General features: G+C 61.2%; 23 protein-coding genes. 14 read left to right on the top strand and 9 right to left on the bottom strand.

Translation table 11 applies throughout. The features are described 5' to 3' along the window. Positions 1-91: 91 nt before the first annotated feature. The 6 genes from KUV51_RS21590 to KUV51_RS21565 all read left to right on the top strand — a co-directional run bounded on the left by KUV51_RS21590 (position 92) and on the right by KUV51_RS21565 (position 6,988). Positions 92-1,618, top strand: a complete 1,527-nt coding sequence (locus KUV51_RS21590; protein WP_222523535.1) for a sugar ABC transporter ATP-binding protein — start codon at positions 92-94, stop codon at positions 1,616-1,618. Then, positions 1,605-2,627 (top strand): ABC transporter permease, encoded by a 1,023-nt coding sequence (locus tag KUV51_RS21585; RefSeq protein WP_222523534.1) that lies wholly within the window; start codon positions 1,605-1,607, stop codon positions 2,625-2,627. Before KUV51_RS21590 ends, KUV51_RS21585 begins: the two co-directional genes overlap by 14 nt. Positions 2,628-2,711: 84 nt before the next feature. Next, positions 2,712-3,758: a substrate-binding domain-containing protein gene (locus KUV51_RS21580; RefSeq protein ID WP_222523533.1), complete on the top strand. Its 1,047-nt coding sequence runs from the start codon at positions 2,712-2,714 to the stop codon at positions 3,756-3,758. A 111-nt stretch (positions 3,759-3,869) separates the two neighbouring features. Next, positions 3,870-4,631 (top strand): ATP-binding cassette domain-containing protein, encoded by a 762-nt coding sequence (locus KUV51_RS21575; protein WP_039689894.1) that lies wholly within the window; start codon positions 3,870-3,872, stop codon positions 4,629-4,631. Then, positions 4,628-5,755, top strand: coding sequence for an ABC transporter permease (locus KUV51_RS21570; RefSeq protein ID WP_222523532.1), 1,128 nt, complete (start codon positions 4,628-4,630; stop codon positions 5,753-5,755). Before KUV51_RS21575 ends, KUV51_RS21570 begins: the two co-directional genes overlap by 4 nt. A gap of 87 nt (positions 5,756-5,842) precedes the next feature. Next, entirely contained in the window at positions 5,843-6,988 is a 1,146-nt protein-coding gene (locus tag KUV51_RS21565) for a substrate-binding domain-containing protein (protein ID WP_222523531.1), read from the top strand. 67 nt (positions 6,989-7,055) lie between these two features. Here KUV51_RS21565 and KUV51_RS21560 read toward each other — a convergent pair whose 3' ends face one another. Continuing rightward, complete coding sequence (locus KUV51_RS21560; protein ID WP_222523530.1) at positions 7,056-8,750, bottom strand: glycosyl hydrolase 108 family protein; 1,695 nt, start codon at positions 8,748-8,750, stop codon at positions 7,056-7,058. A 268-nt stretch (positions 8,751-9,018) separates the two neighbouring features. Between KUV51_RS21560 and KUV51_RS21555 the strand changes: the two genes are divergently transcribed. The 7 genes from KUV51_RS21555 to KUV51_RS21525 all read left to right on the top strand — a co-directional run bounded on the left by KUV51_RS21555 (position 9,019) and on the right by KUV51_RS21525 (position 16,151). Then, the gene (locus KUV51_RS21555; RefSeq protein ID WP_222523529.1) at positions 9,019-10,050 is read left to right on the top strand and encodes a LacI family DNA-binding transcriptional regulator; all 1,032 of its coding nucleotides are present in this window, start codon (positions 9,019-9,021) and stop codon (positions 10,048-10,050) included. A 99-nt stretch (positions 10,051-10,149) separates the two neighbouring features. Beyond that, positions 10,150-11,238 (top strand): ABC transporter ATP-binding protein, encoded by a 1,089-nt coding sequence (locus tag KUV51_RS21550; RefSeq protein WP_222523528.1) that lies wholly within the window; start codon positions 10,150-10,152, stop codon positions 11,236-11,238. Positions 11,239-11,267: 29 nt separating this feature from the next. Further along, entirely contained in the window at positions 11,268-12,596 is a 1,329-nt protein-coding gene (locus KUV51_RS21545) for an extracellular solute-binding protein (protein WP_222523527.1), read from the top strand. 82 nt (positions 12,597-12,678) lie between these two features. After that, positions 12,679-13,590: a carbohydrate ABC transporter permease gene (locus KUV51_RS21540; protein WP_222523526.1), complete on the top strand. Its 912-nt coding sequence runs from the start codon at positions 12,679-12,681 to the stop codon at positions 13,588-13,590. Continuing rightward, the gene (locus KUV51_RS21535; RefSeq protein WP_222523525.1) at positions 13,590-14,525 is read left to right on the top strand and encodes a carbohydrate ABC transporter permease; all 936 of its coding nucleotides are present in this window, start codon (positions 13,590-13,592) and stop codon (positions 14,523-14,525) included. The genes KUV51_RS21540 and KUV51_RS21535 overlap by 1 nt, the downstream gene beginning before the upstream one ends. Further along, a complete protein-coding gene (locus KUV51_RS21530; RefSeq protein WP_222523524.1) occupies positions 14,525-15,268 on the top strand; it encodes a cytochrome b561 domain-containing protein in 744 nt (247 codons plus the stop codon). Before KUV51_RS21535 ends, KUV51_RS21530 begins: the two co-directional genes overlap by 1 nt. Beyond that, on the top strand, positions 15,228-16,151 hold the full coding sequence (locus KUV51_RS21525; RefSeq protein ID WP_222523523.1) for an SMP-30/gluconolactonase/LRE family protein: 924 nt from the start codon (positions 15,228-15,230) through the stop codon (positions 16,149-16,151). Before KUV51_RS21530 ends, KUV51_RS21525 begins: the two co-directional genes overlap by 41 nt. Positions 16,152-16,187: 36 nt before the next feature. Here the strand turns inward: KUV51_RS21525 and gndA are convergent, their stop codons facing one another. Next, positions 16,188-17,606: an NADP-dependent phosphogluconate dehydrogenase gene (gndA, locus tag KUV51_RS21520; protein WP_222523522.1), complete on the bottom strand. Its 1,419-nt coding sequence runs from the start codon at positions 17,604-17,606 to the stop codon at positions 16,188-16,190. 66 nt (positions 17,607-17,672) lie between these two features. On the opposite strand from gndA, the gene KUV51_RS21515 reads away from it, so the two are divergent. Then, positions 17,673-18,089, top strand: a complete 417-nt coding sequence (locus KUV51_RS21515; RefSeq protein WP_261386001.1) for a GlcG/HbpS family heme-binding protein — start codon at positions 17,673-17,675, stop codon at positions 18,087-18,089. 40 nt (positions 18,090-18,129) lie between these two features. Here the strand turns inward: KUV51_RS21515 and KUV51_RS21510 are convergent, their stop codons facing one another. From KUV51_RS21510 to KUV51_RS21480, 7 genes are read right to left on the bottom strand one after another with little or no spacing between them, the layout of a single operon-like run. Next, on the bottom strand, positions 18,130-19,200 hold the full coding sequence (locus KUV51_RS21510; RefSeq protein ID WP_222523520.1) for a glycosyltransferase family 4 protein: 1,071 nt from the start codon (positions 19,198-19,200) through the stop codon (positions 18,130-18,132). Then, the gene (locus tag KUV51_RS21505) at positions 19,197-20,729 is read right to left on the bottom strand and encodes an ABC transporter permease (protein ID WP_222523519.1); all 1,533 of its coding nucleotides are present in this window, start codon (positions 20,727-20,729) and stop codon (positions 19,197-19,199) included. The genes KUV51_RS21510 and KUV51_RS21505 overlap by 4 nt, the downstream gene beginning before the upstream one ends. After that, positions 20,729-21,472: an ABC transporter ATP-binding protein gene (locus tag KUV51_RS21500; RefSeq protein ID WP_222523518.1), complete on the bottom strand. Its 744-nt coding sequence runs from the start codon at positions 21,470-21,472 to the stop codon at positions 20,729-20,731. Before KUV51_RS21500 ends, KUV51_RS21505 begins: the two co-directional genes overlap by 1 nt. A gap of 24 nt (positions 21,473-21,496) precedes the next feature. Further along, positions 21,497-22,429: an ABC transporter substrate-binding protein gene (locus KUV51_RS21495; protein ID WP_261386005.1), complete on the bottom strand. Its 933-nt coding sequence runs from the start codon at positions 22,427-22,429 to the stop codon at positions 21,497-21,499. Positions 22,430-22,485: 56 nt separating this feature from the next. After that, the gene (locus KUV51_RS21490; protein ID WP_222523516.1) at positions 22,486-23,391 is read right to left on the bottom strand and encodes a lysylphosphatidylglycerol synthase transmembrane domain-containing protein; all 906 of its coding nucleotides are present in this window, start codon (positions 23,389-23,391) and stop codon (positions 22,486-22,488) included. Further along, a complete protein-coding gene (locus KUV51_RS21485) occupies positions 23,388-25,001 on the bottom strand; it encodes a sulfatase-like hydrolase/transferase (protein WP_222523515.1) in 1,614 nt (537 codons plus the stop codon). The genes KUV51_RS21490 and KUV51_RS21485 overlap by 4 nt, the downstream gene beginning before the upstream one ends. Then, positions 24,998-25,720, bottom strand: a complete 723-nt coding sequence (locus tag KUV51_RS21480; RefSeq protein WP_261386000.1) for a CDP-alcohol phosphatidyltransferase family protein — start codon at positions 25,718-25,720, stop codon at positions 24,998-25,000. Before KUV51_RS21480 ends, KUV51_RS21485 begins: the two co-directional genes overlap by 4 nt. Between the last annotated feature and the right edge of the window lie 104 nt (positions 25,721-25,824).

Here is a 25,824-nt window from a genome sequence, read left to right as displayed (position 1 = left end):
TGACACTTCCCGCGCTCTGACCCGATGCTAGCGTAACGTTACGGGTAACTCAACGGGGAGGTTGGGGCCGCGTGACACCGGAGGAGACGTTATGCCGGACCTGCAGACAGGTTTGTTTTTCGACAGCATCGACAAGCATTTTGGCGGCACCTATGCGCTGAAGGATGTGTCGCTGAGCGTCGGTCGCGGCGAGATCGTGGCCCTGCTGGGTGAGAACGGTGCGGGCAAGTCCACGTTGATCAAGGTGCTGGGCGGCATCCATACGGCGGACGCCGGGCAGGTGCTGATTGATGGTGAACCGTACCACCACAAACCGGCAGGGTTTGGCGAGCGCCAGAAGGTGGCGTTCATCCACCAGGACCTTGGGCTGATCGAATGGATGACGGTGGCCGAGAACATCGGCCTGGCGTTAGGCTTTTCGAAGAAGAATGGGCTGATCCGCTGGAAGGATGTGGAGCATTTCGCCATCGAAGCGCTGCGCAAGGTGGATGCGGAATTTGATCCCACGACCCGTGTCGAGGACCTGACCCGGACCGAGAAGTCACTGGTAGCCATTGCCCGCGCGCTGGCTGTGGACAGCGAATTTTTGGTGCTGGACGAACCCACGGCATCGCTGCCCGCGGACGAGGTCGAGCGGCTGTTTGCCGCCATCCGACCGCTGCGCGAGAAGGGGGTGGGGATGATCTATGTCTCGCACCGCCTGGATGAGATTTTCCAGATTGCCGACCGTGTGGCCGTGTTGCGCGACGGCGCAATGGTGGGTGTGCGGAGCATCGACCACACCACGCCCGAGGAGCTGGTGCAGAAGATTGTCGGTCGCAAGACGCGGGAGACGGTCAAGGCGACCGATCAGATTGGTGAGGCGGTTCTGTCCTTGCGCAATTTCGAAGTGCCGGGGATGCAGAAGCTGGACTTCGATTTGCAGAAGAATGAGGTGTTGGGCCTTGTCGGTCTGCGCGGGGCAGGGCACGAGGCGATCTCGCGCGCGCTGTTTGGACTGGTTCCTTTTGACGGGCAGGTCACGTTGGATGGCCAGACGCCTGATTTGGCGTCGCCGCAAAAGGCGCTGCATTCCGGCGTCGGGCTGGTCGCCAAGGACCGCACCGAAGAGTCGGTCGCAATGTCTTTGTCCATTCGCGAAAACACGTTTCTCAACCCCGATGGTATCGGCCGCAAGCTGCTGAACATGCTGTCGCCCCGTGTCGAAGCCGAGCAGGCCGCGATCATCGGGGCTGAGCTGGGCCTGTCGCCCAATGACCCGACCCTTGCCATCGAAGCGCTGTCGGGCGGGAACCAGCAAAAGGTTGTCATTGGCCGTTGGCTCGCCACCAAGCGCAAGCTGCTGATCTGCGAAGATCCGACAGCCGGTGTGGATGTGGGCGCGAAGTCTGAAATCTATGCCCTGCTGAACCGCGCCTTGGGTGAGGGGGTCGCGATCCTTATCATGTCTACCGACTTTGAAGAGATCGCCACGATTTGCCACCGCGCCATCGTCTTTAGCCAAGGGGCCATCGTTGACGAACTCAGCGGCACGCGGCTGACAACTGAAAACCTGATCCAGTCCGCGTCGGCTGGCAACATCAAGACAGAAGGGGGCGGTTCGCATGCAGTCGCTTGAATCCAGCGCACTCGAGCCAACCAAGGCGGAACTCAAAGGGCTGCCCATTGGCAAGCGGTTGATGCGGTTCCTGCCGGTCTATGGCCTGGTGATCCTGACCGTTTTCCTGATCGGGCTGTTTTCGGTCCTGTTGCCCAACACGTTCCCGACGATGCTGAACCTGCGGTCCATCATTTCGGACAAAGCGATCATTGCGCTGCTGTCGCTTGGGGCCATGATCCCGATGGCGGCGGGGCGGATCGACCTGACCGTCGGCTATGGTATCGTGCTGTGGCACATCCTTGCCATCAGCTTGCAGACCATGTTGGGCCTGCCCTGGCCGATGGCTGTTGCCATCGTTCTGCTGCTGGGCGCGCTGACCGGGTTCCTGAATGGCTTGCTGGTTGAGGTTGCCAAGATCGACAGCTTCATCGCGACGCTTGGTACCGGGACCGTGCTCTATGCCCTTGCCCTGTGGCATACGGGCGGGCGCCAGATGGTGGGGCTGTTGCCAGATGGGTTCTATGCACTGAACACCACCTTTGTGTTCGGTCTGCCCATCACCGCCTACTACCTGATCGTCATCACCGTGGTGATGTGGATCGTGCTCGAATACACGCCCATCGGTCGCTACCTCTATGCCATTGGTGCGAACCAGCGGGCCGCGCAACTCAACGGCATTCCCACGCGGAAGTATGTGATCGGCGCCTTTGTTGCGAGCGGCACCATGACGGCGTTGGCCGGTGTGCTGCTGGCCGCGAAGCTGCGGATCGGGCAGGCGTCGGTGGGCCTCGAGTTCCTGTTGCCTGCGCTTGTGGGTGCCTTTCTTGGCTCCACCACGATCAAGCCCGGACGGGTCAATGTGTGGGGCACAGTCGTGGGTGTTGTCATCCTTGCCGTGGGCATTTCAGGCATTCAACAATTCGGCGGCTCCTTCTGGGTCGAGCCGCTGTTCAACGGAGTAACCCTGCTGGTTGCCATCGGCATCGCAGGCTACGCGCAGCGCAAAAAAGGTGCAGACAAGCGCTGACGCACAAGTGCAGTCCAAAAAGTGGGAACCGGTTTTTGGGCCAAACTGCACGACAAGAAAGAAACATTGCAAAGGGAGGAAACTATGCAAAAACGGACCTTTATCGCAGGGCTTCTGGCGACGACCATGATGACAGCCGTGCCCGCTCTGGCCGAATGGGACGGGCCGACAAGTGGACCAACGGCGGCTGATGGCAAATCCATCGTGGTGGTCGCGGGCGACCTGAAGAATGGCGGCATCCTGGGTGTGACCACCGGAGTTGAAGAAGCCGCCGCGAAGATCGGCTGGGATGTGCGCGTGCTAGACGGTGCAGGTTCGATCCAAGGTCGTACGGCTGCGATTGGTCAGGCGCTGGCGCTAAAAGCTGACGGTATCATCATCAACGGTTTTGACGCTGTCGAACAGCAAGCCGCTTTGGAAGGCGTCGTGGACGCAGGCGTGCCCATGGTTGCGTGGCACTCTGGCCCCGTCATCGGCTGTGATGCGCCCGGTGGCATCTTTGCCAACGTGTCGACCGACGCAATGACCGTGTCCGAAGTGGCCGCAGAATGGGCGATCGACGATGCCAAGGCGCAGGGCGAAGAGATCGGTGTCGTGATCTTCACCGACAGCACCTACCAGATCGCCATCGACAAGGCCGACCGGCTGCAGGAAACAGTCGAGGCCGCAGGTGGCAAGGTTCTGGAATACGTGGATACGCCGATTGCAGACACATCGACCCGCATGGGCCCGCTGACCACGTCGCTTCTGCAGAAATACGGTGAAAGCTGGACCCACGCGCTGGCAATCAACGACCTGTACTTTGACTTTATGGGTCCGTCGCTGGCCGCTGCTGGTCTGTCGCCTGATGCTGGTCCTTTGGCTGGCTCTGCCGGTGACGGCTCCGAAGCTGCGTTCCAACGCATCCGCTCGAACGGCTATCAGGCGATCACCGTGGCCGAGCCGCTGAACCTGCAAGGCTGGCAGTTGGTGGACGAGCTGAACCGCGCCATCCAGGGCGAGGCGTGCTCGGGCTACATTACATCCCCCGCGCTGGTCACACCCGAAGGGCTCGCCAAACTGGGTGACAGCAATCAGTTCGACCCCGACATCCCCTACCGCGAGGCTTATGCCGAGATCTGGGGGAAGTAGAGGTCCCTCCCCGCGGGGTCCCGGCGTGAGTGACGGGACCCCGCACCCCAATTCCGAACCGCTCGGGCACGTGCGCAGCCCGCGGCATCCGTGCAACCGGAGGAGAGAGATATGGCTGATGTGCCACTCGTGCAGATGCGCGGGATAACCAAACGTTTCGGCGGGGTGACCGCCTTGCAAGATGTGAACTTGAGTGCCTATGCCGGTGAGGTTCTTGCCATCGTCGGCGACAATGGCGCAGGCAAGTCGACACTGATCAAGGTGTTGACCGGCGTCTACCAACCGACGGAAGGCGAGATCTATATCGACGGTGAGAAGGTCGAGTTTTCGAACCACGCCGATGCTGCCAAGGCTGGGATCGACGCTGTTTATCAGACACTGGCGCTGGCCGATCACCTTGATCCGGCAGCCAACATGTTCCTGGGCAATGAGCTGACCAAGAAGGTGTTTGGCATCACCGTCCTAGACAACAAGAAGATGCGCGAGGAGACCGAGCGCGTTCTGATGGAACGGCTGGGTGTTCGCCTGAAATCGCTGGATGCGCAGACCGACAGCCTGTCGGGCGGCCAGCGTCAGGCCGTGGCCATCGCGCGCGCGGTCTATCACGAAGGGCTCCGCGTGCTGGTCATGGACGAACCGACCGCAGCGCTTGGTCCGCAAGAGACGGCACGGACCCTGAAGCTGATCATGGCACTGAAAAAGCAAGGGTTGGCCGTGATCCTGATCAGCCACTCGCTGGATGATGTGTTCGAGGTTGCCGACCGCGTCCACGTGCAGCGCCGCGGCCAATGTGTGGGCGTGGCCCTCACCGCTGAAAGCTCGACCCAGGAAGTGCTGGGCATGATCGTTGGTGCCAAGGAGGACGCCGCATGAACGCCGCAGTTGCGACAAATGAAAAAGCACCGCTGACCGAACGGCTTGAGCCGTACATGGCGGTGATTGCGCCGATGGCGATGATCGTTGCCATCTTCCTGTTCATGGCCGTAGCCTCGCCCGACCGGTTCTACCGGATTAGCAACCTTGAGCTGATCCTGCAGGATGCGGCGCTGTATATGCCGATGGCAATGGCGATGACCTTTGTCATCACGCAACGCGGGATCGACCTGTCGGTCGGCTCGGTCGCGGTGCTGTCGGCCATCATCATGGCGTTTCTGGTCAAGCAGTTCGGCTTCTCGATCTATGTCGGTATCCCGATTGCTTTGACGATTGGAGCCCTTCTGGGCCTGATCAACGGTCTGGTGATCACACGCTTCAATGTGCCCGACCTTATCGGGACACTGGCGATGGACCTTGTCTACAAGGGTTTGGCGCTGCTCTTGGCCAAGGGTTTGGTGCTGGCGCGTTTCCCAGATGTCCTTACGGAAATGGGCCGTGGTCAGACGCCGTTCTTCATCCCGACACCGGCTGTCATCGGCATCCTGACCATGGTCGCAGGCTACTACATCCTGCAACGGACCCACTTCGGTCGTTACACGGTCGCCATTGGCTCCAGCCCGGAATCGGCGGAACTGACCGGCATCGGTGTGAAGCGGCACAAGGTTTATGCCTACGTGCTCTGTGGTGCGTGTGCGGCCCTCGCGGGTCTGATGCTGACCGGCAAGCAGAACGCAATTCAGGCGACGATGGCCCCCTTCTTCAACCTGCACGTCATCGCGGCGGTGGTTGTTGGTGGCACGTCGCTCTTTGGTGGTCGCGCGTCGATCATCGGGTCGTTCTCGGGCGTGCTCTTGCTCGCCATGATGCTGAATGCTCTGGTCACGCTTCGGATCGAGTTCTTCTGGCAGCCGGTGGCGTCGGGCTTCGTGATCATCAGCTCGGTGGCACTCTATGCCTGGATCCAGAAGAAGGATCGCGACGGGGCAGGGGGCTGGTTTGCAGACCTCAGAACCGCTGAAGGCCAGAAACTGGTGCGGTTTTCCGCATTACTGATTGGTGTCCTGATTGCCCTGTTGGCGATCGGCGGCATCTTTGCCGGGGACGTCGCGCCAAGCGGGTGATCCGGCCAAAATGCGGGATGGCCGGGCCGGGGGTGCAGCCCCGACCCGACCGATGGTCCCGCTCTCATTGCAAAGGGAGGAACCGAAATGAGATTTTTAGCAACAACAGCCCTCGTGGCAACAGCGATGACCGGAATGGCAATGGCCGATGGTCACGCAACCCTGCCGCTGAAGGAGCTGCCCGACATCGCAGACCGCGATTACTGGGTGCCGGATGAGGTGAATGCCGAAGGTAAGCTAGAGGCCATGCAGGCTGTTGTCGGCGGTGACGCCGTCAAGTTCAGTGGAACGCAGGATGCACCGATCCAGATCGCGCTGATCTATCCTTCGTCGGACACCTCGGACTTCTGGGCGCGTAACTATCTGGCGATGACCAAGCGTCTTGACCAGTTGGGCATTCAGTATGAAACCACCGAGTTCGCCTCGCGCCAGATCGAACACTCGCTGCAAACGACCTATGCCAATCAGGTGGTCCTGGACAAAGACATCTATGACTACGTCGTCTTTGGACCTTCCGAACTGGCGATCCAGGCCGACAACATCTCGAAACTGGCGGCTGAGACCGACGACCTGACCACTTACGTCTGGGCGTTCCACACCCCGCTGAAAGAGCTGGAGCATCAGCCTGCGGCCTGGTTCGACTTCTCGTCCGCCGCCGGTGCACTAACCATGTGCGACTACATGATCGGCCGTCTGGGCGAAGGTGTCACCATGGCGATGAACCGCGGCATTCCCGGCATCACCGACAACCAGCGTTCGGGTGACTTCAAAGCCTGCGTCGAGGAGAAAGCAGGCTGGACCACCGTCTATGAACACTATGGTGAGTATCAGCGCGAGGGCGGCTTTGCCGGCACATCGCTGATCCTGCAGTCCTACCCGGAGGCCACGATTATCCATAACGCCAACACCGCGATGGCGATGGGATCGGTTGAGGCGCAGGTATCGGTTGGTAAGGAGAAAGAGATCTTCTCAACCGGTTGGGGCGGCACTGGGCTGGAGCTCGACGCCATCCGCCGAGGCGAGCTGGACGCGACACCGATGCGCATGGGCGACGACGTGGGCGCTGCCACGGCCGAAGCGATCAAGGCTGATCTTGAAGGCCGCTCGGGCGACTTGCCCTTTGTCTTCCTCGGACGGATCACGGTCGCGCATGACCAGATGAGCGCTGAAGAGATTGATGCGCTGGAACAGGAAGCGTTCCGCTTCTCAGGGGTCGGCGCGCTCAAGCGTTAAATCGCGTTTACAGAAAATAGTACGCCCCCGGTCCGAATGATCGGGGGCGTTTTCTTTGTGAAATGGCTCAGATCTCCGCCCGCACGTCGCGGATCGCCTTGTCGATTTTTCCCAGGAAGCCCCACCCGGTGAAGATGCTGAGTAAAGTGAACAGGATTGTCTGGATATCCGGGTTGTCTTCAAACTGCTTCAAGAGGTCAGGGTGAATTATACCGCCGCCCTCTGGGAACAAGGTCGGAACAACTGATGTAAGGACCAGCCCGACGATCCCGATGACGGACTTCCTGCCGTTCAGCAGCCTGCCGACAGTCTCTCCCAGCGCTGCATTGACGGGTGTGAGTGGTGGTTTGTCAGGTGTCGGCGTCTCTGGTTCGAGGTCATCAAGTCTCTCTTCCAGCGCCGCCTTCAGCAGGCTTTCGGTCACGCTGTCGTCCTCCGCTTGCGCGACTTTCTTCTTGATGATGCGGTTCAACACCAGCTTCGCGGCAGCGCTTTTGCCACCCGTGGACACCGCGGCGATCACGGAGAGCAGGTCATCTGCATCCAAGTCCAGGCCCAAGGGTTTGTTGGATACTTTCATGACAGTCGTCGGGCGCTTGCCCGCCCCCTTTGGCAATGTGGTGAGGAATTCACGCAGCTTCGCAATCCGGTTCATCCAACCATTTCCGAAAGTATCGAAGTTGTGGCGGGTCTTGAGATAGGCTTCGTACAGGTCGACATAGGTGTCGGACATGGCCTCGGCGTCGGTCTCGCGCGCGGCTGCAATTGTGTTGCGCCCGATGATCCCATCTACCTTGAGAGGCCCGCCATTGACCGTCATGCCCATCGTGTTGAACGCTTCCTGCAGAGTCCGGACTGCCTTGTCCGTGCCGGACAGGACGGCGGTGTTGTAAACGACCATTGCTGTGCGGTCCGGCATTTCCCCGCAGCGGCAGCGTGCATAGTAGTTGGTGCGCAGGATCAGGTCCGCCTCTTCCCGGCCTAGGGCGCGCACATCTTCTTCGGTTACGGGCTTGCCGCGCCAATCCTCAAGCGTTTCGCGGGTGATCCCGAAATTGGTGGCCCCACCCGTATCCTCGGGGTGATTGGCAAAACCCCCCTCTGCCCATTTGATAAAACCGTGTAGCTTCTCGAAACGTTCGTCCGCATCCGCTGAGCTGGGCAAGAGCGTTGGAGCCGCCGTCGGAGCCGGGTCGACATCAACGACAAGCGTGGGATCGAGCGCAGGCTTTTCCGGTGCCGAAGGCGGCTTGGCGGGCGCGCCACTTCCGTTCCAACTGTCGATTAAGTCGGCAAGATGCTCGGCCCAGACAGCATCGCCGCCGTCCGGATAGATGCCATCGCGCAATTCGGAAGATGTAACACCCACCAATTGAACATGCGGTTTTTCAATCAGCTGCTTCTTCTTGTTGTAAAGCGGGGTCATGTTGTGTTCGGCGGCAACCTCGTGCATCCGGGCCCACCATTTCGCTTTGGCGCCGCTGTCGTCCCAGCTCCATTTCCCATTTTCGTACAGAACGAAATCCACCGCCAATCCGTACTGATGGATTGAACCCCAAGGGCCAACCCATGTGACCTTGTTTCCCGGTTTGGTACGTCCCTTGGCGTAAAGGCTGGCTTGTCTGTGCGGGGTGCGGAATGCCTCGAACACCCGGAACGGGATTTTCTCGGCGTTTAGCTTCTTCTGGATGGTAGCGACACTGTCGCGAATGGCAGGATGCAGGCGCGAAATTTCGCCATCCCGTTTTGTAAGCCCTGACATATTAAAATCCTTCAAAAAGTCAGTGTTGAATATCCTTTGCCACCTCGTAGCGGCCTATTTTCAATGTGTTTCATGGAACCGCCAGAAAAGACGGATGCGTATTGAAGAAATGAATTTCTACCGCAGATTATTACAAAATCCGCAATTCTCCAAGTATTTCGATTTTACGCCCGTTTATGTCGTGCTGGTTCCAAGGCGCCGAAACGGATGAAAGATGCCCTGAAATTGCATCTTGACGCGCGTTGTGACCGGGCACACCCTGCAGGCTATGCCCCAGACACCGTCCAAATCCTCTGGCCCCGTCACGATGCGCGATGTGGCCCGCGCGGCCGGTGTGTCGCGCATGACTGTCAGCCGTGCGCTGAAAAAGGACAGCCCGATTTCCAAGGACACGCGCGACCGTATCCTGAAGGTCGTGCGTGAAATGAATTATGTGCCCGACCAAATGGCGGGCAGTCTGACGACCAAGCGCTCGGGATTTGTGGCGGTGCTGGTCCCATCGCTCAACAACCTGCACTTTGCCGAAACCGTGCAAGCGCTGACTGAAGAACTGGAGGGTATCGGGCAGCAAATCCTGCTGGGCCACACGGACTATTCCCCGGATCGCGAGGAGCAGCTGGTCGAGGACATGCTCAAGCGTCGCCCAGAGGCGATCGTGCTGTCCTATGATGGGCATTCAGATCGCACCATCGCACTTCTCAGCGATGCGCATATCCCGGTGATCGAGCTGTGGGAGCGGCCCGACAATCCCATCGGCCACACCATCGGCTTTTCCAACCGCAAGGCTGCGGCGGACATGACGCGGGCGTTGATCGCGAGGGGCTATCGCAACATCGCGTTCGTGGGTGAGGCGGATGATGATTGGACTCGTGGCGCGGCCCGACGCAAAGGCTATCTAGATGCGATGAAGGAGGCGGGCCTGCCGACAGATCGGGCGCTCAAAATCGGCAAGCCGCCCTTGTCTATCGAAGAGGGCGCGGAGGCTGCCACCCGTTTGCTCAAAGAGTTTCCCGACACCGATTGCGTGTTCTGTGTGTCGGATGCCCCCGCCTTTGGCGTGCTGTCGGTGATGCTGAAACTCGGTAAATCCGTGCCTGGAGATATTGGCATCGCGGGCTTTGGCGACTTTGAGGTGTCGCGCTTTGCCACCCCCACGATCACGACCGTCTCCGTGGACCCGAAAACCATCGGGCGCGAGACCGGGAAACTAATCGGGCAGCTGCTGTCAGACGATGCGCCGGTGAGTCGCTCACTGGTTCCTGTGCCGGTAAATCTGACCTTCCGCGACAGCACGAAATAGCGAAACCAAGGGTTTTCAGGTGGTTACGCAGGGTAATTTCTCTTGTGTTACCGGTCACAATCGTTAATGTGACCGGTAACAAAGAACGGAAGAACACCTATGCCCACCATCCGGCTCGACAATCTGGTCAAACGCTACGGCAATGTTGAGGTGCTGCACGGCATCGAGCTTGAGATGGCGGAGAACGAATTTACCGTGCTCGTCGGTCCCTCCGGCTGCGGCAAGTCTACAACGTTGCGCATGATCGCGGGGCTTGAGGATGTGTCGGATGGCGAGATTTACGTCGACGACAAACCGGTCAGTCATCTGGAGCCCAAGGAACGCGATCTGGCGATGGTATTTCAGGACTACGCGCTCTACCCGCACATGAACGTGGCGCAGAACATCAGCTTTGCCCTGCGCCTGGCCCGCCGCCCGAAATCCGAGATCAACGCCAAGGTCAAAGAAGTGGCCGAGATGGTGGGCCTGACCGACTTCCTGGGCCGCAAGCCCGGTGCCTTGTCGGGTGGGCAGCGCCAACGGGTTGCCATGGCTCGCGCCTTGGCCAAAGATTCCGGCATCTTCCTATTCGATGAACCGCTGTCGAACCTCGACGCCAAGCTGCGCGGGCAGATGCGGGCCGAACTGGCCCTCATGAGCCAGCGCGTGCAGAAAAACATGATCTACGTCACCCACGACCAGATCGAGGCGATGACGCTCGCCGATCGGATCGTCGTCATGCATGGCGGCTATATCCAGCAGCAGGGCACGCCCGAAGAGCTGTTCAAACGCCCGGTCAACAAGTTCGTCGCCGGCTTCATGGGTATGCCGCCGATGAACTTCCTCGACGGCGCACTGGAAGAGCGGGTAGGGGAGATATGGGTCACCGGGGAAGGCTTTGACCTGAAACTGTCGGGCGAGATTGCGGCCAAGGCCAAGGCGCATTCAAGCCGCGAGGTGACACTGGGCATCCGGCCCTCTGACCTCAGCTATGACGACGCAGCTGACCCGGCAACGGCACTCACGCTCGACGTGCAGGTCTCCGAATATATCGGCGCGCAGTCCGTGCTGCTCTGCAAATGCGGCTCGGCGCAGGTGATGGTCGAGGTGAACTCTGAAAGCCCCGTTGCGCTCGGCCAAACCCTCACATTCGCGGTCAACCAACGCGGCGTACACCTGTTCGACCGCACAACCGAAAACGCACTTTGAAAATCAATAAAGTTCTAAGGGAGGAACACATGTTCAAAGGACTGAAAACAACCGCGGTGGGTCTGACGACCGCTGCCATCATGGCAGGGGCGGCCTATGCCAACCCCTACGAAGAATATGCGGGCACGACGCTGATCGTGAACTTCCCTGCGCACCCGCACTATAATGCCGCAATGAAGGTGCTGCCCGAGTTCACCAAGGAAACGGGCATCGAGGTCGAAGTGGACCAACTGCCCTACCTCAAGATGCGCGAGCGTCAGACGCTGGAACTGGCGCAGGATGAAGGTGAGTACGACCTGATCTCCTACGTCGTGTTTTCCAAGGCCGACTATGTCTTTGCCGACCAGCTGGAAAACCTCGCCAAGTATTTCATGAACCCCAAGCTGGCCGACCCGAACTATGATGCCGGTGACCTGATCGACGGCTATGTCGAGAACATCGGCGTCGCGGGCGGCTTCAAGGGGTATCTGCCCGGTCCGACCGGATCCCTGTTTGGCATCCCCTTTGGTTCGGAAACGTCCGTCCTGGCCTACCGCAAGGACATCTTTGAAAAGCACGGGATTCCAACCCCGGAGAACTACGACCAACTGCTCGATGCAGCCTGCAAGATCCCCGAGGTCGAGCCGGGCATGGGCGGCATGGCTTCCCGCGCAGCCTCCGGTCACCAGGCCAGCCACGCCTTCCTTTTGCACCTCGCCCCGCTGGGCGGTCGCGTCTTTGACGACGCATGGAACCCGATCATCAACAACGCTGCCGGTGTCGAGGCGGCCAATGCACTGAAAACCATTGTCGATTGCGGCCCCGAAGGCGCAATGAGCTTTGGTCCCTCCGAAGCAGCAAACGCATTCGCCAGCGGTCAGGCTGCCATGTTCATGGATTCCATCGCCTTCATGCCAGGGTTCGAGGATCCCGAGCGGAGCCAGGTGGTTGGCAAGGTTGGCTATGCCATGCACCCCGAAGGTGTCCGTCGCGGGTCGCAAACCGGTGGCTTCGGCATCGGCATTCCCAAAAACGCCGAGAACAAGGAAGCAGCCTTCCTCCTGATGCAGTGGCTGACGTCCAAGAAAGGGGACCTGATGGTCGCCATGGAAGGCGGCAACCCCTCGCGATTCTCGACCTACCAGGACGCGGGCCTGAACGAGAAATACCCGTTTGCCTCGACCTTTGGTGAAGCGCTGAAATTCGCCGACCCCGACTGGCGTCCGATCATCCCCGTCTGGGGCAAGATCAACGCCGATATCGGTACGACCATGTCCAAGGTGCTGACCGAGGATCTGGACATTCAGGAAGCGCTGGATGGCGTGGCCGAACGGACCCGCGCCGTGATGGATGACGCCGGCTACTACACCTGGCAGTAAGCCTTTCCTCCTGCCGGGGCGTGCGGTGACACGCCCGCGCCCCGGCCCTTTGCCCCCTTCAAGACCCCGGAAAGATTGACCCATGCGTACCGCGATGGCCAACCGACTGACGCCTTACATGTTCATGGCACCCGCCGCGATCATCATGGCAATCGCGCTGATGTACCCGCTGGGTTACATGGTCTGGGGCTCCTTCCGCGACTGGAACCCGAGCCAGACCATTGGCGAGGCCGAGTTCGTGGGCCTCAAGAACTACATCTTCCTCTGGAACGACCCGAATTTTCACGAAAGCCTTGGCGTGACGCTGCGCTTTGCCTTCTTCGTGGTGACGATCGAGATGGTGATCGGAGTGGGCCTTGCCCTACTGCTCGACCGCGAAATCCGCGGCATCTCGCTTCTCCGCACCATGTTCATCCTGCCAATGATGATCGCCCCCGTCGTGGTGGGCCTCATGTGGCGCTACATGTACCACCCCACTGTCGGCACGTTTAACCGCTTCCTCGACAGCATTGGTCTGCCGCGTGTGGACTGGTTGGGGGATTACGCTCTGACCTCCGTCATCATTGCCGATATCTGGCAGTGGACCCCCTTCATCTTCATCCTGTCGCTTGCCGCCCTGCAATCGTTGCCCCGGTCCGCACTGGAAGCCGCGCGCATCGACGGCGCCACGGGGTGGCAGCAGATCATCCACATCAAGCTGCCGCTGATGATGCCCGTCTTGATCGTGACCGCTCTTCTTCGCCTGATCGACGCCTTCAAGGTCCTCGAAGTAATCCTCGTGATGACCGAGGGCGGCCCGGGCCTATCTACCGAAATCCTCGCACTCCGCATCTCGCGTACCGCCACTGAGTTCCGGGAACTTGGCGTCGCCGCTGCCATGTCCAACTATCTCTTGATCCTGCTTCTGCTGCTGACCGTGGGCATGTTCGCCTTCAACCGCTGGCAGGAAGCCCGCGCCGCCCGGCTGAATGCGCTGGTCGAGGAGGAAAGCTGATGTCCACCCCCAACTCCCGCGCCAACCCGGCTTTCTATGCGGTCATCGCCCTTCTGGTCTTTATGTCCGTGGGCCCCGTGATCCTGATGTTCATGAACTCGTTCAAGCTGGATGTGGACATCATCTCGGGCACGTCCGGCCTGATCTTCATGCCGACCATCCAAAACTATGAGCAAGCGCTGTGTGATGTCCTTTGGTACGAGCCCGAGCACCTCGACTTCTGCTCGCTCAAGTTTGGTGGCGCTTTCATCAATTCGCTGATCATCGCTCTGATCTCTACCGCGCTGACACTGGTGATCGGATGCATGGCCGCCTACGCGCTGGTGCGGTTCCGGTTCATGGGGCGGGACACCGTGTCGCTCAGCACGCTCATGGTGCGCATGGTGCCGCCTGCCGTGCTGCTCGTCCCTGTTTTTGGTTTGTGGAATAACGAGTTCTGTCTGGATCGCGATGGCATCATAGGAGGCGCGATCCGCGACGCGTTTGGCGGGCGAGGCGATGTCTGCCTCGCCGGCACGCACTCCGGTATCATCCTGATCTATGTGGCGATGAACCTACCCTTTGTGATCTGGATCCTGCAGAGTTTCATCGTTCAGGTCCCCCGGTCGCTAGAAGAAGCAGCGCGGGTCGATGGGGCGGGGCCGTTCCAGGTCTTCTTCAAGGTTGTCCTGCCCCTGATCAAACCGGGCCTTGCTGCCGCCGCCATCTTCACCTTCCGCATCGCATGGAACGAATACCTGCTCGCCTCGGCCCTGTCGGACCGTGATACGCGCACGGTGCCGATCCTGATTGTGAACAACATGTCCGAGTTCAACGTGGAGTGGGGGGTCATCATGGCCACCGGCATGCTGCTCGCGATCCCGCCCATCATCTTCACCCTGCTCGCCAGCCGCCAGATCATCACCGGCATGACCGCCGGGGCGGTCAAAGGCTGATGGACTGGCTCCTCGCCCCCATTGATCCAAGCCGTGCGCACGAGGTCGGCTTCGCCATCTCGTGGCACGCCCGGTCGATGGTGTTGGCGTGGGGCATCCTTGCACCGGTGGCCGTGCTGATCGCGCGGTTCTTCAAGGTGATGCCAGGTCAGGACTGGCCCCGCGAGGTGGACAACCAGGTTTGGTGGCGCAGCCACTGGATGGGTCAGTCGCTGGTCGTGGGTCTGTCGATCTTTGGACTGGCACTTGTGCTGCCCAGCGACCTCGGAACAATGAGCCTGCACAACTGGCTCGGCTATGCAGTCCTTGCCGGGGCTACGGCCCAAGTCCTTCTCGGCGTCTTCCGTGGCTCAAAAGGCGGACCAACAGACACGCAGATGCGCGGGCACCACTACGACATGACTCCATGGCGGCGCATGTTCGAAGCGCTGCACAAGGGCATCGGCTACGGTGTCATCCTGCTGGCGATCATCACGATTGTGTTGGGCTTGTGGAAAGCCAACGGTCCGGTCTGGATGTGGCTGACACTGGCGGTATGGTGGGGTTTGTTGGCGGTGGCCTTCGCCCTGATGCAGAAACGCGGCATGGCAATCGACACTTATCAGGCAATCTGGGGCACCGACCCGGCCCATCCCGGCAACCAGGGCCCACCTCCGGGCTGGGGCGTGCGCCGGTTTGGCACGACAAAAGAAGGAAAAGACGATGTTCGGCGTGATCGAAGGGACCGGGTTCGAAGTCATTGAACCCGAATTTGCAGAGTGTTTCGTGGGCCACGCCCGCGTCGAACGGCTCTGGACCGGCGCCCGCTGGTCGGAAGGGCCAGTGTGGTTCGCCGCCGGGCGCTACCTGCTCTGGTCCGACATCCCAAACAACCGCATCCTGCGCTATGATGACACCGACGGGTCCGTCTCGACCTTCCGCCAACCGTCAAACAACTCGAACGGCCATACGGTCGACCGGCAAGGGCGGCTGGTGTCCTGCGAACATCTCGCCCGCCGCGTGACGCGCACCGAACATGACGGCTCCATCACCGTCATCGCTGACAACTACGAGGGCAAACGGCTGAACTCCCCCAACGACGTTGTGGTCAAATCAGACGGCTCGGTATGGTTCACCGACCCCAGCTACGGCATCCTCATGGACTACGAAGGGGACAGAGCAGAAAGCGAAATCGGCGCCTGCCATGTCTACCGCGTCGATCCGTCGGGCGAGATCAGCATCGCTGCCGACGACTACGTCAAACCCAACGGCCTCGCCTTCTCCCCGGATGAAAGCCTGCTCTACATCGCTGACACCGGGATCACCCATGACGCAGACGGTCCCAAACATATCCGCCGCCATACTGTGAACACGGACGGCACACTATCCGGCGGCGAGGTCTTCGCCACCTGCACCGAAGGGCTGTTCGACGGCTTCCGCCTCGACACCCATGGCCGGATCTGGAGCTCTGCCGCAGACGGCGTGCACTGCATCAACAGCGACGGTGTTCTGATCGGCAAGGTGCACATCCCCGAACTGGTCGGAAATGTCTGCTTCGGAGGGGAGAAGCTGAACCGGCTCTTTATTGCCGGGACAACCTCACTCTATTCCGTGTTCCTCAACGTGAACGGCGTCTCACCGGTCTGAAGTGTAGGGTGCGCCTTCACGGCGCACTGCACGCGTTCACTGCATGTGCTGATCCAGCCAAGGCCCGTGATGCGCACCATCTTTGTCGGTGCGCTCAAAGCTGTGCGCACCAAAATAATCGCGCTGCGCCTGGAGCATGTTCGCCGTGGTCCGCGCGCTGGTCAGCGTGTCGAAGTAATTGAGCGCGGCCGCCAGCGCAGGCACGGGCTGACCCGCACCCATTGCCACCACAGCCACCTTGCGCAAACCGGTCATGTTCTTGCGCAGAATGTCTGCGAAATAGGGAGCCAAGGCCAGGTTCCGTTCGGGCGCGTCCGTCAGGGCGGAAGCCATGTCGTTCAGCATCGCGGATCGGATGATGCACCCCTCACGCCAGACCTCGGCAATCTCGGCCATCGGCAGATCCCAACCGTAGTCCGCACTGGCCTTGGTCAGCAACTCAAAGCCCTGCGCGTAACACAGCACCTTGCCCGCGATCAGGGCCTGTTCCAGATCGTCGAAGCTGAGCGTGCCGTCGGCCATCGCGCCACCTGTCGGACCGAATGCCTCGGCCCCCGCCAGACGCAGATCGCGCTGCGCCGACAAGTTCCGCGCTACAACTGCAGCCTCGATCACCGGCACAGGCGCGCCCAGCATCTGGCTTTCGATGACGGTCCAACGCCCGGTGCCTTTCTGACCGGCACGGTCGAGGATCATGTCGAGCATCGGGTTGCCCGTCTCCGAATCCATCGCGGCGGAAACCTTGCCAGAAATCTCAATGAGGTAGCTCTGCAACAATCCCTCGTTCCAACGGTCGAACACCGCCCCACAGGCAGCGGCATCCATGCCCATTCCGTCGCGCATCACGCCATAGGCTTCGGCAATGAGTTGCATATCGGCATATTCGATCCCGTTGTGCACGGTCTTCACGAAATGCCCGGCCCCACCCGCACCCATATAGGTAGCACAGGGCTGGCCCTCGTACTTGGCAGAAATGGCTTTCAGGATGTGGGCCACCCGGTCCCATGCGTCCGGTGTGCCACCGCCCATGATGGACGGGCCAAAGCGGGCACCCTCGGCCCCTCCCGACACGCCGATGCCCAGAAATGGAACCCCGGCAGCTTCCGCTTCTTTCGCCCTTCGCTCGCTGTCGTGGAAATTCGCGTTGCCCGCGTCGATAATCATGTCATCCGCGTCCAAAAGCGAGCGCAACTGTTCGATCTGTGCATCGACGGTATCACCCGCCGGTACCATCAGGATGATGTTGCGGGGGGTAGCCAGACCTTTCACGAAGTCTTCAAGTTCCGCATGGCCGGTGATCCGCTCGGCCAGATCGCCCGCCTTGTCCATGAACTCCGGAATACGCGAGGCCGTACGGTTGTGAACCGCCACCGTGAACCCGTTGTCCGCGATGTTGAGCGCCAGCATCGCCCCCATCGTCCCCAACCCGATCACACCGATTTCTGCTGCAGACATATGCTTTCCTCTTTCCGGAGCTGCTGTTATGTTACCGATAACAAACAGGGCGAAAGGATGGAAGCCATGCATGTCGAAAAGTCACTTGTCCTGACACACGGGGCCGTCATGGCCATGCTGCAGGCGGGGATTGCAAAGGCCGAAGAGATGGGCCAGCCGCAGTGCATCGTGATTGTCGATGCCAGCGGCGTCGCCCTTGGTCAGATTCGCATGACAGGGGCAAAATACCTCAGCCTGAAAAGCGCAGAGACCAAGGCCCGCACCGCCGCCTCCATTCGCGCACCAAGTGACGCCATCCCCGAAGCAGTCGGACCCGCCATTGCGGCCGCGACCGACAATGCGGTCACACGGCTGGGCGGCGGGCTGCCGATCCTTGTCGATGGCACATGTGTCGGCGGCATTGGCGTTGGATCAGGTACCGCGGAACAGGACAAGGATGTCGCCCACGCGGCCCTTGCAGCCATCGGCGCAGAACCGGAATAAAACATAACTCGGATTATCGGCAAAGCCATACGCGAGAGGTTCATGAAAACCCCGAGCGTTCCGACGCATTGTCCGTACCAAGACGGTTGATCACCGAAACAAATATCTCCGCAGTCTCCTCCCATCGGGGAAGCGTAGCAGCTTTGCTCACTGACAACTCGGACAACTCCTTGGCTTTCGACCGGTCTTGAATGATCTGGCGCAATGCAGTTGCAAGCGTTGCAGGATCTTCGGGCGGGACCAGCATGGCCGCCGCACCAACGGTTTCCGGAACGGCTCCGACGTTGCACGACACGACCGGCAGGCCGTATTGCATGGCCTCGCTCAGGACCATGCCATAGCCTTCGTAGCGCGTGGCGAGCGCGAAAACAGTCGCGGCATTGAAACGGGCCGCAAGTCCCGCTTGCTCCACTTCACCCGAAAACGAAACGCGATCTTCGATGCGCAAGGCTGCCGTCTGATCGTGAAGTGAGGCAGCGTATTCCGGGTCGTGTGTCTTGCCCACGATATCCGCCTGCCAGCTCAAATCTCGCAGTTGCCCAAGTGCCGACAACAACAGATCGTGCCCCTTGCGCGGCGCAAGCAATCCGACGGACAGGATGAGTGGAGGGTAAATCGGAGCACGGTTGACAGTGGGCCTGTCAAATCCTGGCAGCGCCACCGTGATCCTCTCCGGATCAGCACCCAGATCACGGCACAGGACACGTGCCGTTTCAGGGCTTGGCACGATGACATGGTCGGTGTGACGCAGCGCCTCTGCCTCGTTTTGGAGCAGGAAGTCGGCACGTGCCTTGGACAGACCCGTTTCAAGACCAAGAGGATGATGAACCATCGCAATCACGGGCGCAGCAACTTGGGCGAGACCCGCAGGATCAATTGCGCCAAAGACCAGGCCATCCAGTATGATCGGCACGTCCCCCGGAACGGCCTTCAGCGCATCAAGGGCCGCGTGCATGTCAATCGGGGTTGGATCGGGAAAGCTGTCCGGCAGTTGCAGATGCGCCGTATCACATCCCAGCGCGTTCAGCTCTGCCAGAATGCGCGCCTCATAGATGAAACCACCTGTGCGGCGATCCTTGTCCCCGGGTATCGCAAAAACGGCTCTGATCATGTCACCTGCTCGCTTGCATAGATGCGAAGAACCGCACGCTCGATCCCGGCAACAATCCCATAGACCGCTGTTGCAACTATGGCGAGGACGACCACGCAGGACCAAAGCATATTGTAGTTCGATGTGCTGGCCGTCATGGCCATCAAGACGCCAATCCCCTTGCCCGTGGCAAGCCACTCCACCGTCGTGACCGCAAGCAGCGCTGCGGGAACCGCCATACGCGCCGAGGCGAAGAAAGCAGGGAGCATTGCCGGGACCTGCGCGGCGCGCAGCACATGCCAACGCCCGGCGCCGTAGCTTCTGAAGACGTCCACAATCTGGCCAGGCGTCTGACGCAGACCCTGCTGACAGGCAACAAATGTCGGGAAAAAGATCATCACCGCGACAACCACCATGGTCCCGACCAGCCCGCGCCCGAATGCGAGCACGAGAAGAGGCGCCGTGGTTATGATGGGCACGGCACGCAGCGCCACGGCCACGGGCATGGCCGCCGTGCTCAGGCGCGGCGACAGAACCAGAAGGACCGCAAGCCCGGCACCCAACGCCAAACCGGCCACATAGCCCGGCGCCGCAAACGCCAATGTCTCGCCCAACGCAGACAACAGGGTGCTTCGGTTTTGCGGCTCCATCACGAAGGTCCAGACATCGCCGGGCCGTTTTGCAAAGAAGCGGTTCAGCTCGAACACGTCCATCGATGCTTGCCACAGGATCAGGACCAGGAACACGATGAACCCGATCTCGGCAAGGGCGGCCCACGGCGTCCTTGGCCCGGATGACGCCGGTGCGGACAACAGAACGACCGGCCGGTAGCCAACGACGCGCTGACCAAGCCATCCAAGCACTGTATAGGCAGCCATCGCGATCAGGGCGGCAACCAGCGCCAGAGTCCATGTCGCGTCGGTGTCCAACCCGCGCATGGCGCGCAACGTCAGAACACCCAGCCCCCGTTCCGCCCCCGTGAACTCACCGATCATCGCGCCAAGGAAGGCGGCTGGTGCACTGATCTGCAGGCCAACAAACAGATACGGCAGACTGGCCCGCGCACGCACACGTATCAGCGTGGACAGCGCCCCTCGCCCGTAGATGCGCATCAGGTCGGTCCAGTTCTGCGACACCGACCGCAGCCCGATCAGAAATGTCAGCAAGGTGGTGTAGTAGACAGCCAGCGCCCCCAGCGTTACCTGCGGCCCGGTGCCGGTTCCGAACAGCACCCGCAAGATCGGGCCACTCGCAATCAAAGGCACGCAGAACACCAGCAAGGCAAGCGCCAACAGCGTCCGCTCGCTGCGCGGTACCAGCATGATGACAGCGCCCAAAAGCACTGCGCCTAGGTTGCCCCAAACAAATCCCCACATCGCGTTGATCGAGGTTTCGAGTGTCGCACGCGCCAGAAGCCCAACGTTCCCGCTGATATGAACGGCGATGTCCGATGGACCACTCAGCAGCACGTCCTGAGCACTGACGCGCGCCAGAAGTTCCCAAATCGCGAGAAAGAACAGGCCCCACCCAAGCGCACGCAGGGCTGCCATCACACACCCTCCAGCGCCGAAAGCACCTCGCGCGACAATGCAAGCGCTTCGGTCGTCTCCAGCAAGTGCGCATCGCGCGGACCCGTCAGATCGACGGCGATGTCGGCCACGATACAGGCGGGCCGCGGGGACAGTACCAAGACACGGTCAGACAGAAGCACCGCTTCCTGGACGGAGTGGGTGATCAGGACAACCGTCGCCCCGCGCGACCGCCACAGGGGCGGAAGCTCGGTGTTCAAACGTCGGCGCGTCATGGCATCGACCGCGCCAAAGGGTTCATCCAGCAACAGCACATCAGGGGCCGAGATCAGGCTGCGTGCAATCGCCGCCCGCTGCCGCATACCACCCGACAGTTCCGCAGGCCGGTGTCCGGCAAACCCGCCCAGCCCGACAAGCTCTATCAGCGCATCGACATCCTTGGCCGGTTTGCGGGCCAGCTCCGCACCCAAGGCGATATTGGCGCGCACGCTGCGCCACGGCAGCAGCGAAGGATCCTGAAACGCCATCGCCAGACCGCCACGCCGCGCCACGGCCCGAGGCGGTTCGGACCCGAGCATGACGGTGCCGGTGTCCGGGTCCTCCAGCCCCGCAATCATGCGCAGGATCGTCGACTTTCCGCAGCCCGAGGGCCCGACAAGTGCTGTCGTCTGCCCGGCCTTCAGCGCGATCGACAAGGGTGCGACGACCTCCGTCGCGCCAAAGCGCTTGCTGGCGTCACTGCACTCTATGTCGACGCTGGCCATGTCCGGGCAAACCTCGCAGGTGGCTCAGCCATGCACCTCTTCAAGCAGGGACCGGTCCCACAGATCCGCCGACACATCCTGCCCCAGCAGGGCAAGCGTTTCGATGTTGGAGGCCACCGTTTCGTCGGTGAACCAGCCAAACCCGTTCTCTGCCGTGAGATCGCTGAACATCAACGGCACCTGCCGCGCGGCCTGCAGCTTCTGCGCCTCAAGATCGAGCCCCGCATCGGGAAACATCTCGACCGCGAGGGCAGCGGCGGCATCGGTGTCCGCTAAGTAATCGTTCCAGCCCATCACTTCGCCCTTCAGCAAGGCCACCAGATCGGCGCGCCGATTGGCAAGCGCATCTTCGGTGGCGATGTAGGTCTGGGAATGCAAGGCATAGCCGTGATCGGCCATCAGCATCGTTGTGTTGTCGACACCCTGCACGGTCATGGCAACCGGCAGGTCGGTCTCCCAACACAAAAGACAGTCGACCTGACCGCTGACAAGCGGGGCGGGATCGTATTGCGTCGGCACGATGTCAATATCGTTGATGTCGATGTCATTCAGCGTGCACAGCGCCTGCAGCACCGGCGTGTTCGCAACTGCCATCCCGATACGCTTGCCAATGAGGTCCGCGGGCGTGTTCACCGGATTGCCTGCCAGCGACGCGATGGCAAAGGGGTTCTTCTGCATCGCCACGGCAATGATCTTGAACGGCGCGCCCTGCGCCACGGCGGCAGCGGTATAGTCAGCCGCGGAAATCCCGACGAGCGCCGTCCCCGACACCACGGGCGGTTCCACAGGCGCATTCGGGCCACCCTGGCTCAGCGAGACATCGAGACCAAGGTCGCTCCAATACCCCTTGCTGGCAGCAATGTAGCTGCCACCGAACTGCACCGAATGCAGCCAGGACAATTGGAAATTCACGGACGTGGCCGCAAATGCAGGCACGCCTGCGGCAGCGGTGGCCATGCCTGCGGCAGCACTGGTCTGAAGAAAGAAACGGCGGGTGAGATGTGCAGGTTGCGTCATGATATGTCAGCTTTGCCTTTGGTTGAGAGGGTGGATGAAAAACCTGGAAGCAGAAGGAAGACCGCCGCCGGCAGCGTCGCAGCCACAAGCACCAGCCCGTATGTGATACCGGTCGCGACACCGGCGCTGGCTGGTGCGCCGATGAGTGGAAACAGCGCGGCAGCCGCACCTTCCCGCCACCCCCAACCGCCAATGGACAGGGGGATCAGCATCGCCGTCAGAACCAGCGGTATCAGCGTTGCCCACGCCTCAACAGGAAGGACAACGCCTGTGGCGCGCGCGCAGGCATAGAAGCCGAAGATCAGGCAGAAGGTCGTGACTGCTCCATGCACCAGCATGACCGGCTGTCGGGTCATGTCACCGGTCATGCGAACGAACCGGGCCGTTGCGGTATCCGTCTTCGCAATCGCCAAAGCGCCGATCACGGAAACAACCAGCAGACCCGGAACGAACCAACCCAGTCCACCCCAGTTCAGCCCGCCCGGCAGCACAACCGCCCCGACAAAACCAAGCAGCATGAAACCCATTATGACGATCTGACCCAGCAACCGCTCCGCCATGACCGATTGCGCCGCGCGCTTCAGATCGGCGGCCTGCCGGGCGCGCACCGCCCGCGTCACGTCACCTGCGACGCCGCCGGGAAGGGCCAGATTGATCAGCTGCGCGAGATAGTATTCTCGCAAGGCGGCCAAAAAGGGGATGTGAATGTCAAAGGCGCGCGCCACGATCATCCAACGGCTCGCCATCGCGAACGTCGCCGCGGTGACCGAGAGAAGCGCCAACAGGGTCCAAGTGTGATCCACGCCCTGCAGTCGGGCCAGCACGCCTGGGGCATCCGTCCACCACAGCAACAGGGCAAGGCCGCCTGCGGAGACCGCGAACTTGATCCAGTGCAGGGTCATCTTGCCACTATCTCCGAAACCTGCGCGCGGGTGAATGCGTCAAGAAAGTCGTCTCTGAAACTGTCCATCCGCCGCACAGGGCCGTCGCCCGCAGGGATCAGCCCATCGGTCCAGTTCCAATGGTCGATGCGCTCAATGACATCGGACGGGCCGATCATGTGAACGGCAACATCCTTGTTGTCGCTGCCCGCCACGAAGCCTGCGGCCTGATGATCACCCGCAACGATCACCAGCGGGGCGGCATCGCCCAGGCGCGCCACGTGCGAAAACGTGACGCGCAAAGCGTAGTCCACGGACCGGCGGTATGCATCACGCACCGCATCCCGGTCGCGCCACAAATCCTTGGGCGCAGGGCCACGCGCCGCCATGTCGTTGAAGATCGTCCCATCCCCGACCGCGTCCCACGGCACCATCTCGGCGATAGGTGTCCAAGGGGCGTGGGACGAGATCAACGCGATCTGAATGAAATCCGGGCGCGGATCGGCAGGCAAGAGGTCACGATATGCGGCCAGCGTGAACTGATCCGGCATCGTCACCCAGCGGAACGGATCACCCTCGTACGGGATATCTGCGGCGGGAAAGACATGATCAAATCCCATCGCCAGGCTCTCGGGCCAGCCCATCGTGATCGCGGGCATCACGGCGGTGGTGCGGTAGCCTGCGTCCCGCGCGAAGTGGAACAACCACTTCTGCCCGCTGGCCAGCATCGCCTTGTAGCGCCCATGGTCGGACGTCCAAAGCCCGCTTGCCAAAGCGCCATGGGCCAGCCAGCTTTGACCGCCTGCGGTCGGCGACGTCAGCCAACCGCTCTTCATCGCCATTCCCGTCCGGGCAATTTCGGCTTCGGCAGCGCGCAGCGTTGCCAGATGCGTCGGCGCATAGAGCGGGTTGTCGAAACTCGCACGCCCATAGCTTTCGATCCAGATCAGGATGACATCCCGCCCGTCAAGCGCATCCAGCAGACCGGTGGCATCGGCATAGGCGTCCCGCTGCGCCTCGTCGGCAAAGCGTGCCAGGTCCACCGCAGTTTGGCGCACCTCGATCCCGCGCTTGACGGTCAGGCGCGTTGTCCACGCCGTGCCGGGCGGGCTCTTGTCGAAACGCCAGACGTCCAGGTGATGTCCCGCATCCGCCGCGGCCCAGCCTGCACCGACGACAGCAAGTATCGCCGCCGACCATCGCACCAGCGGCCGGGGGGACAAGGCAGCCCAGACGCGCAGGCTGCGCTCAATCGCAATGAAAAGGATGACAAGCCCGGCACAAGCCCCGACCACGGCCAGCACCGCCAACATGGTCCCCACGCTGTCCCGCAAGAGCGACAGACCGGCGCCCACCAGGAACAGATCGAGCACCGGGTTGAACGTCCGATTGAACGCAGTGAACATCCCGTAGTCGGCCAGCTTGATGACAACCGCCGCGACCAGAACAAAGGCACCGACATGGGTCACGCCCCAGCGCCGCCCGATGGCCACCGCCCCCAACAGCAGAACCGGCAGTTCCAAGGGCCAGCGATTCAGCGCACTCCACTTCATCGTACCGGGGTGGTTCGGCAGCACCAGCACGGCAAAAATCACCGCCGCGGCAAGAGCGAGCCCGGCAACCCGTGTCATGCAGAGCGCCTTGCAAGCCAGAGAATGTCGACGAGGAAGGACCAGGCAAGCAGCACTGCCGCGGCAGCGGCCACGGGCACACCGATCACATCCGGCACGGGCGGGAAAAGCAGCAGGATAAGGGCCGCGATCTGGACAACGCAGATCACCTTGCGCCGGAACGATGGCGGCAGCGGCGCCCGCAAGGCAGGCCAAAGGAACCCGGCGCCGACAAAGGCATAGCGCATGAAGCCGAGGACCAGGATCTCGGGCCCGGTGGTGCCGCTGACCAGCAGCCACAGGGCAATCACCGCACCCAGACCGGCATCCGTCTCCATGTCGAAGCGTGCGCCGAACTCCGACGCAAGGCCCGCACGCCGCGCCAGCCACCCATCCACACCGTCCAGTGCAAAGGCGACAAGGGCCACCGCAAACACCACCCACGCGGACACCGCAGGGGCAAAAACGGCGCCGACCAGAAAGGCGACCAAGGCTACGCGCAACAGCGTGATGACATTACACAATCCCAGTACCGGGTGGGCATAACTGCAAACCAGTCCGTATGCCGCAACCACAGCGGCACTTCCAAACAGCGCAAGCGGCACGATGGCCGTGCCAAAGGCATAAAGAGACGCCAGCACCAGCATCAGCCCGAAAAGGACCGTGAAACCCAGAAAACCCCTCAGCGGCGTTTGGCTCTCGATCCTATGCGCAACGATGTGCGGGGTGCTCCGAAACATTTGGTTTTCCAATCACGTTCCAGCCTAATCTAGATGCGCGCGCAGCATTGCACAGTTTGATAAACACGCCACGCGCAGGAATATTCGCCATTGTCACGGAACTG

The organism is Tateyamaria omphalii (assembly GCF_019802125.1).
Taxonomy (GTDB): Bacteria; Pseudomonadota; Alphaproteobacteria; order Rhodobacterales; family Rhodobacteraceae; genus Tateyamaria; species Tateyamaria omphalii_B.
The sequence above is the reverse complement of the archived record's forward strand: the minus strand, read 5'-3'. Positions and strand labels throughout refer to the sequence as shown.

Bases quoted from the DNA above. Each gene is read 5' to 3' on its own strand.
- KUV51_RS21590 (WP_222523535.1), top strand. From the start codon at position 92: ATGCCGGACCTGCAGACAGGTTTGTTTTTCGACAGCATCGACAAGCAT.
- KUV51_RS21585 (WP_222523534.1), top strand. From the start codon at position 1,605: ATGCAGTCGCTTGAATCCAGCGCACTCGAGCCAACCAAGGCGGAACTC.
- KUV51_RS21580 (WP_222523533.1), top strand. From the start codon at position 2,712: ATGCAAAAACGGACCTTTATCGCAGGGCTTCTGGCGACGACCATGATG.
- KUV51_RS21575 (WP_039689894.1), top strand. From the start codon at position 3,870: ATGGCTGATGTGCCACTCGTGCAGATGCGCGGGATAACCAAACGTTTC.
- KUV51_RS21570 (WP_222523532.1), top strand. From the start codon at position 4,628: ATGAACGCCGCAGTTGCGACAAATGAAAAAGCACCGCTGACCGAACGG.
- KUV51_RS21565 (WP_222523531.1), top strand. From the start codon at position 5,843: ATGAGATTTTTAGCAACAACAGCCCTCGTGGCAACAGCGATGACCGGA.
- KUV51_RS21560 (WP_222523530.1), bottom strand. From the start codon at position 8,750: ATGTCAGGGCTTACAAAACGGGATGGCGAAATTTCGCGCCTGCATCCT.
- KUV51_RS21555 (WP_222523529.1), top strand. From the start codon at position 9,019: ATGCCCCAGACACCGTCCAAATCCTCTGGCCCCGTCACGATGCGCGAT.
- KUV51_RS21550 (WP_222523528.1), top strand. From the start codon at position 10,150: ATGCCCACCATCCGGCTCGACAATCTGGTCAAACGCTACGGCAATGTT.
- KUV51_RS21545 (WP_222523527.1), top strand. From the start codon at position 11,268: ATGTTCAAAGGACTGAAAACAACCGCGGTGGGTCTGACGACCGCTGCC.
- KUV51_RS21540 (WP_222523526.1), top strand. From the start codon at position 12,679: ATGCGTACCGCGATGGCCAACCGACTGACGCCTTACATGTTCATGGCA.
- KUV51_RS21535 (WP_222523525.1), top strand. From the start codon at position 13,590: ATGTCCACCCCCAACTCCCGCGCCAACCCGGCTTTCTATGCGGTCATC.
- KUV51_RS21530 (WP_222523524.1), top strand. From the start codon at position 14,525: ATGGACTGGCTCCTCGCCCCCATTGATCCAAGCCGTGCGCACGAGGTC.
- KUV51_RS21525 (WP_222523523.1), top strand. From the start codon at position 15,228: ATGTTCGGCGTGATCGAAGGGACCGGGTTCGAAGTCATTGAACCCGAA.
- gndA (WP_222523522.1), bottom strand. From the start codon at position 17,606: ATGTCTGCAGCAGAAATCGGTGTGATCGGGTTGGGGACGATGGGGGCG.
- KUV51_RS21515 (WP_261386001.1), top strand. From the start codon at position 17,673: ATGCATGTCGAAAAGTCACTTGTCCTGACACACGGGGCCGTCATGGCC.
- KUV51_RS21510 (WP_222523520.1), bottom strand. From the start codon at position 19,200: ATGATCAGAGCCGTTTTTGCGATACCCGGGGACAAGGATCGCCGCACA.
- KUV51_RS21505 (WP_222523519.1), bottom strand. From the start codon at position 20,729: ATGGCAGCCCTGCGTGCGCTTGGGTGGGGCCTGTTCTTTCTCGCGATT.
- KUV51_RS21500 (WP_222523518.1), bottom strand. From the start codon at position 21,472: ATGGCCAGCGTCGACATAGAGTGCAGTGACGCCAGCAAGCGCTTTGGC.
- KUV51_RS21495 (WP_261386005.1), bottom strand. From the start codon at position 22,429: ATGGCCACCGCTGCCGCAGGCGTGCCTGCATTTGCGGCCACGTCCGTG.
- KUV51_RS21490 (WP_222523516.1), bottom strand. From the start codon at position 23,391: ATGACCCTGCACTGGATCAAGTTCGCGGTCTCCGCAGGCGGCCTTGCC.
- KUV51_RS21485 (WP_222523515.1), bottom strand. From the start codon at position 25,001: ATGACACGGGTTGCCGGGCTCGCTCTTGCCGCGGCGGTGATTTTTGCC.
- KUV51_RS21480 (WP_261386000.1), bottom strand. From the start codon at position 25,720: ATGTTTCGGAGCACCCCGCACATCGTTGCGCATAGGATCGAGAGCCAA.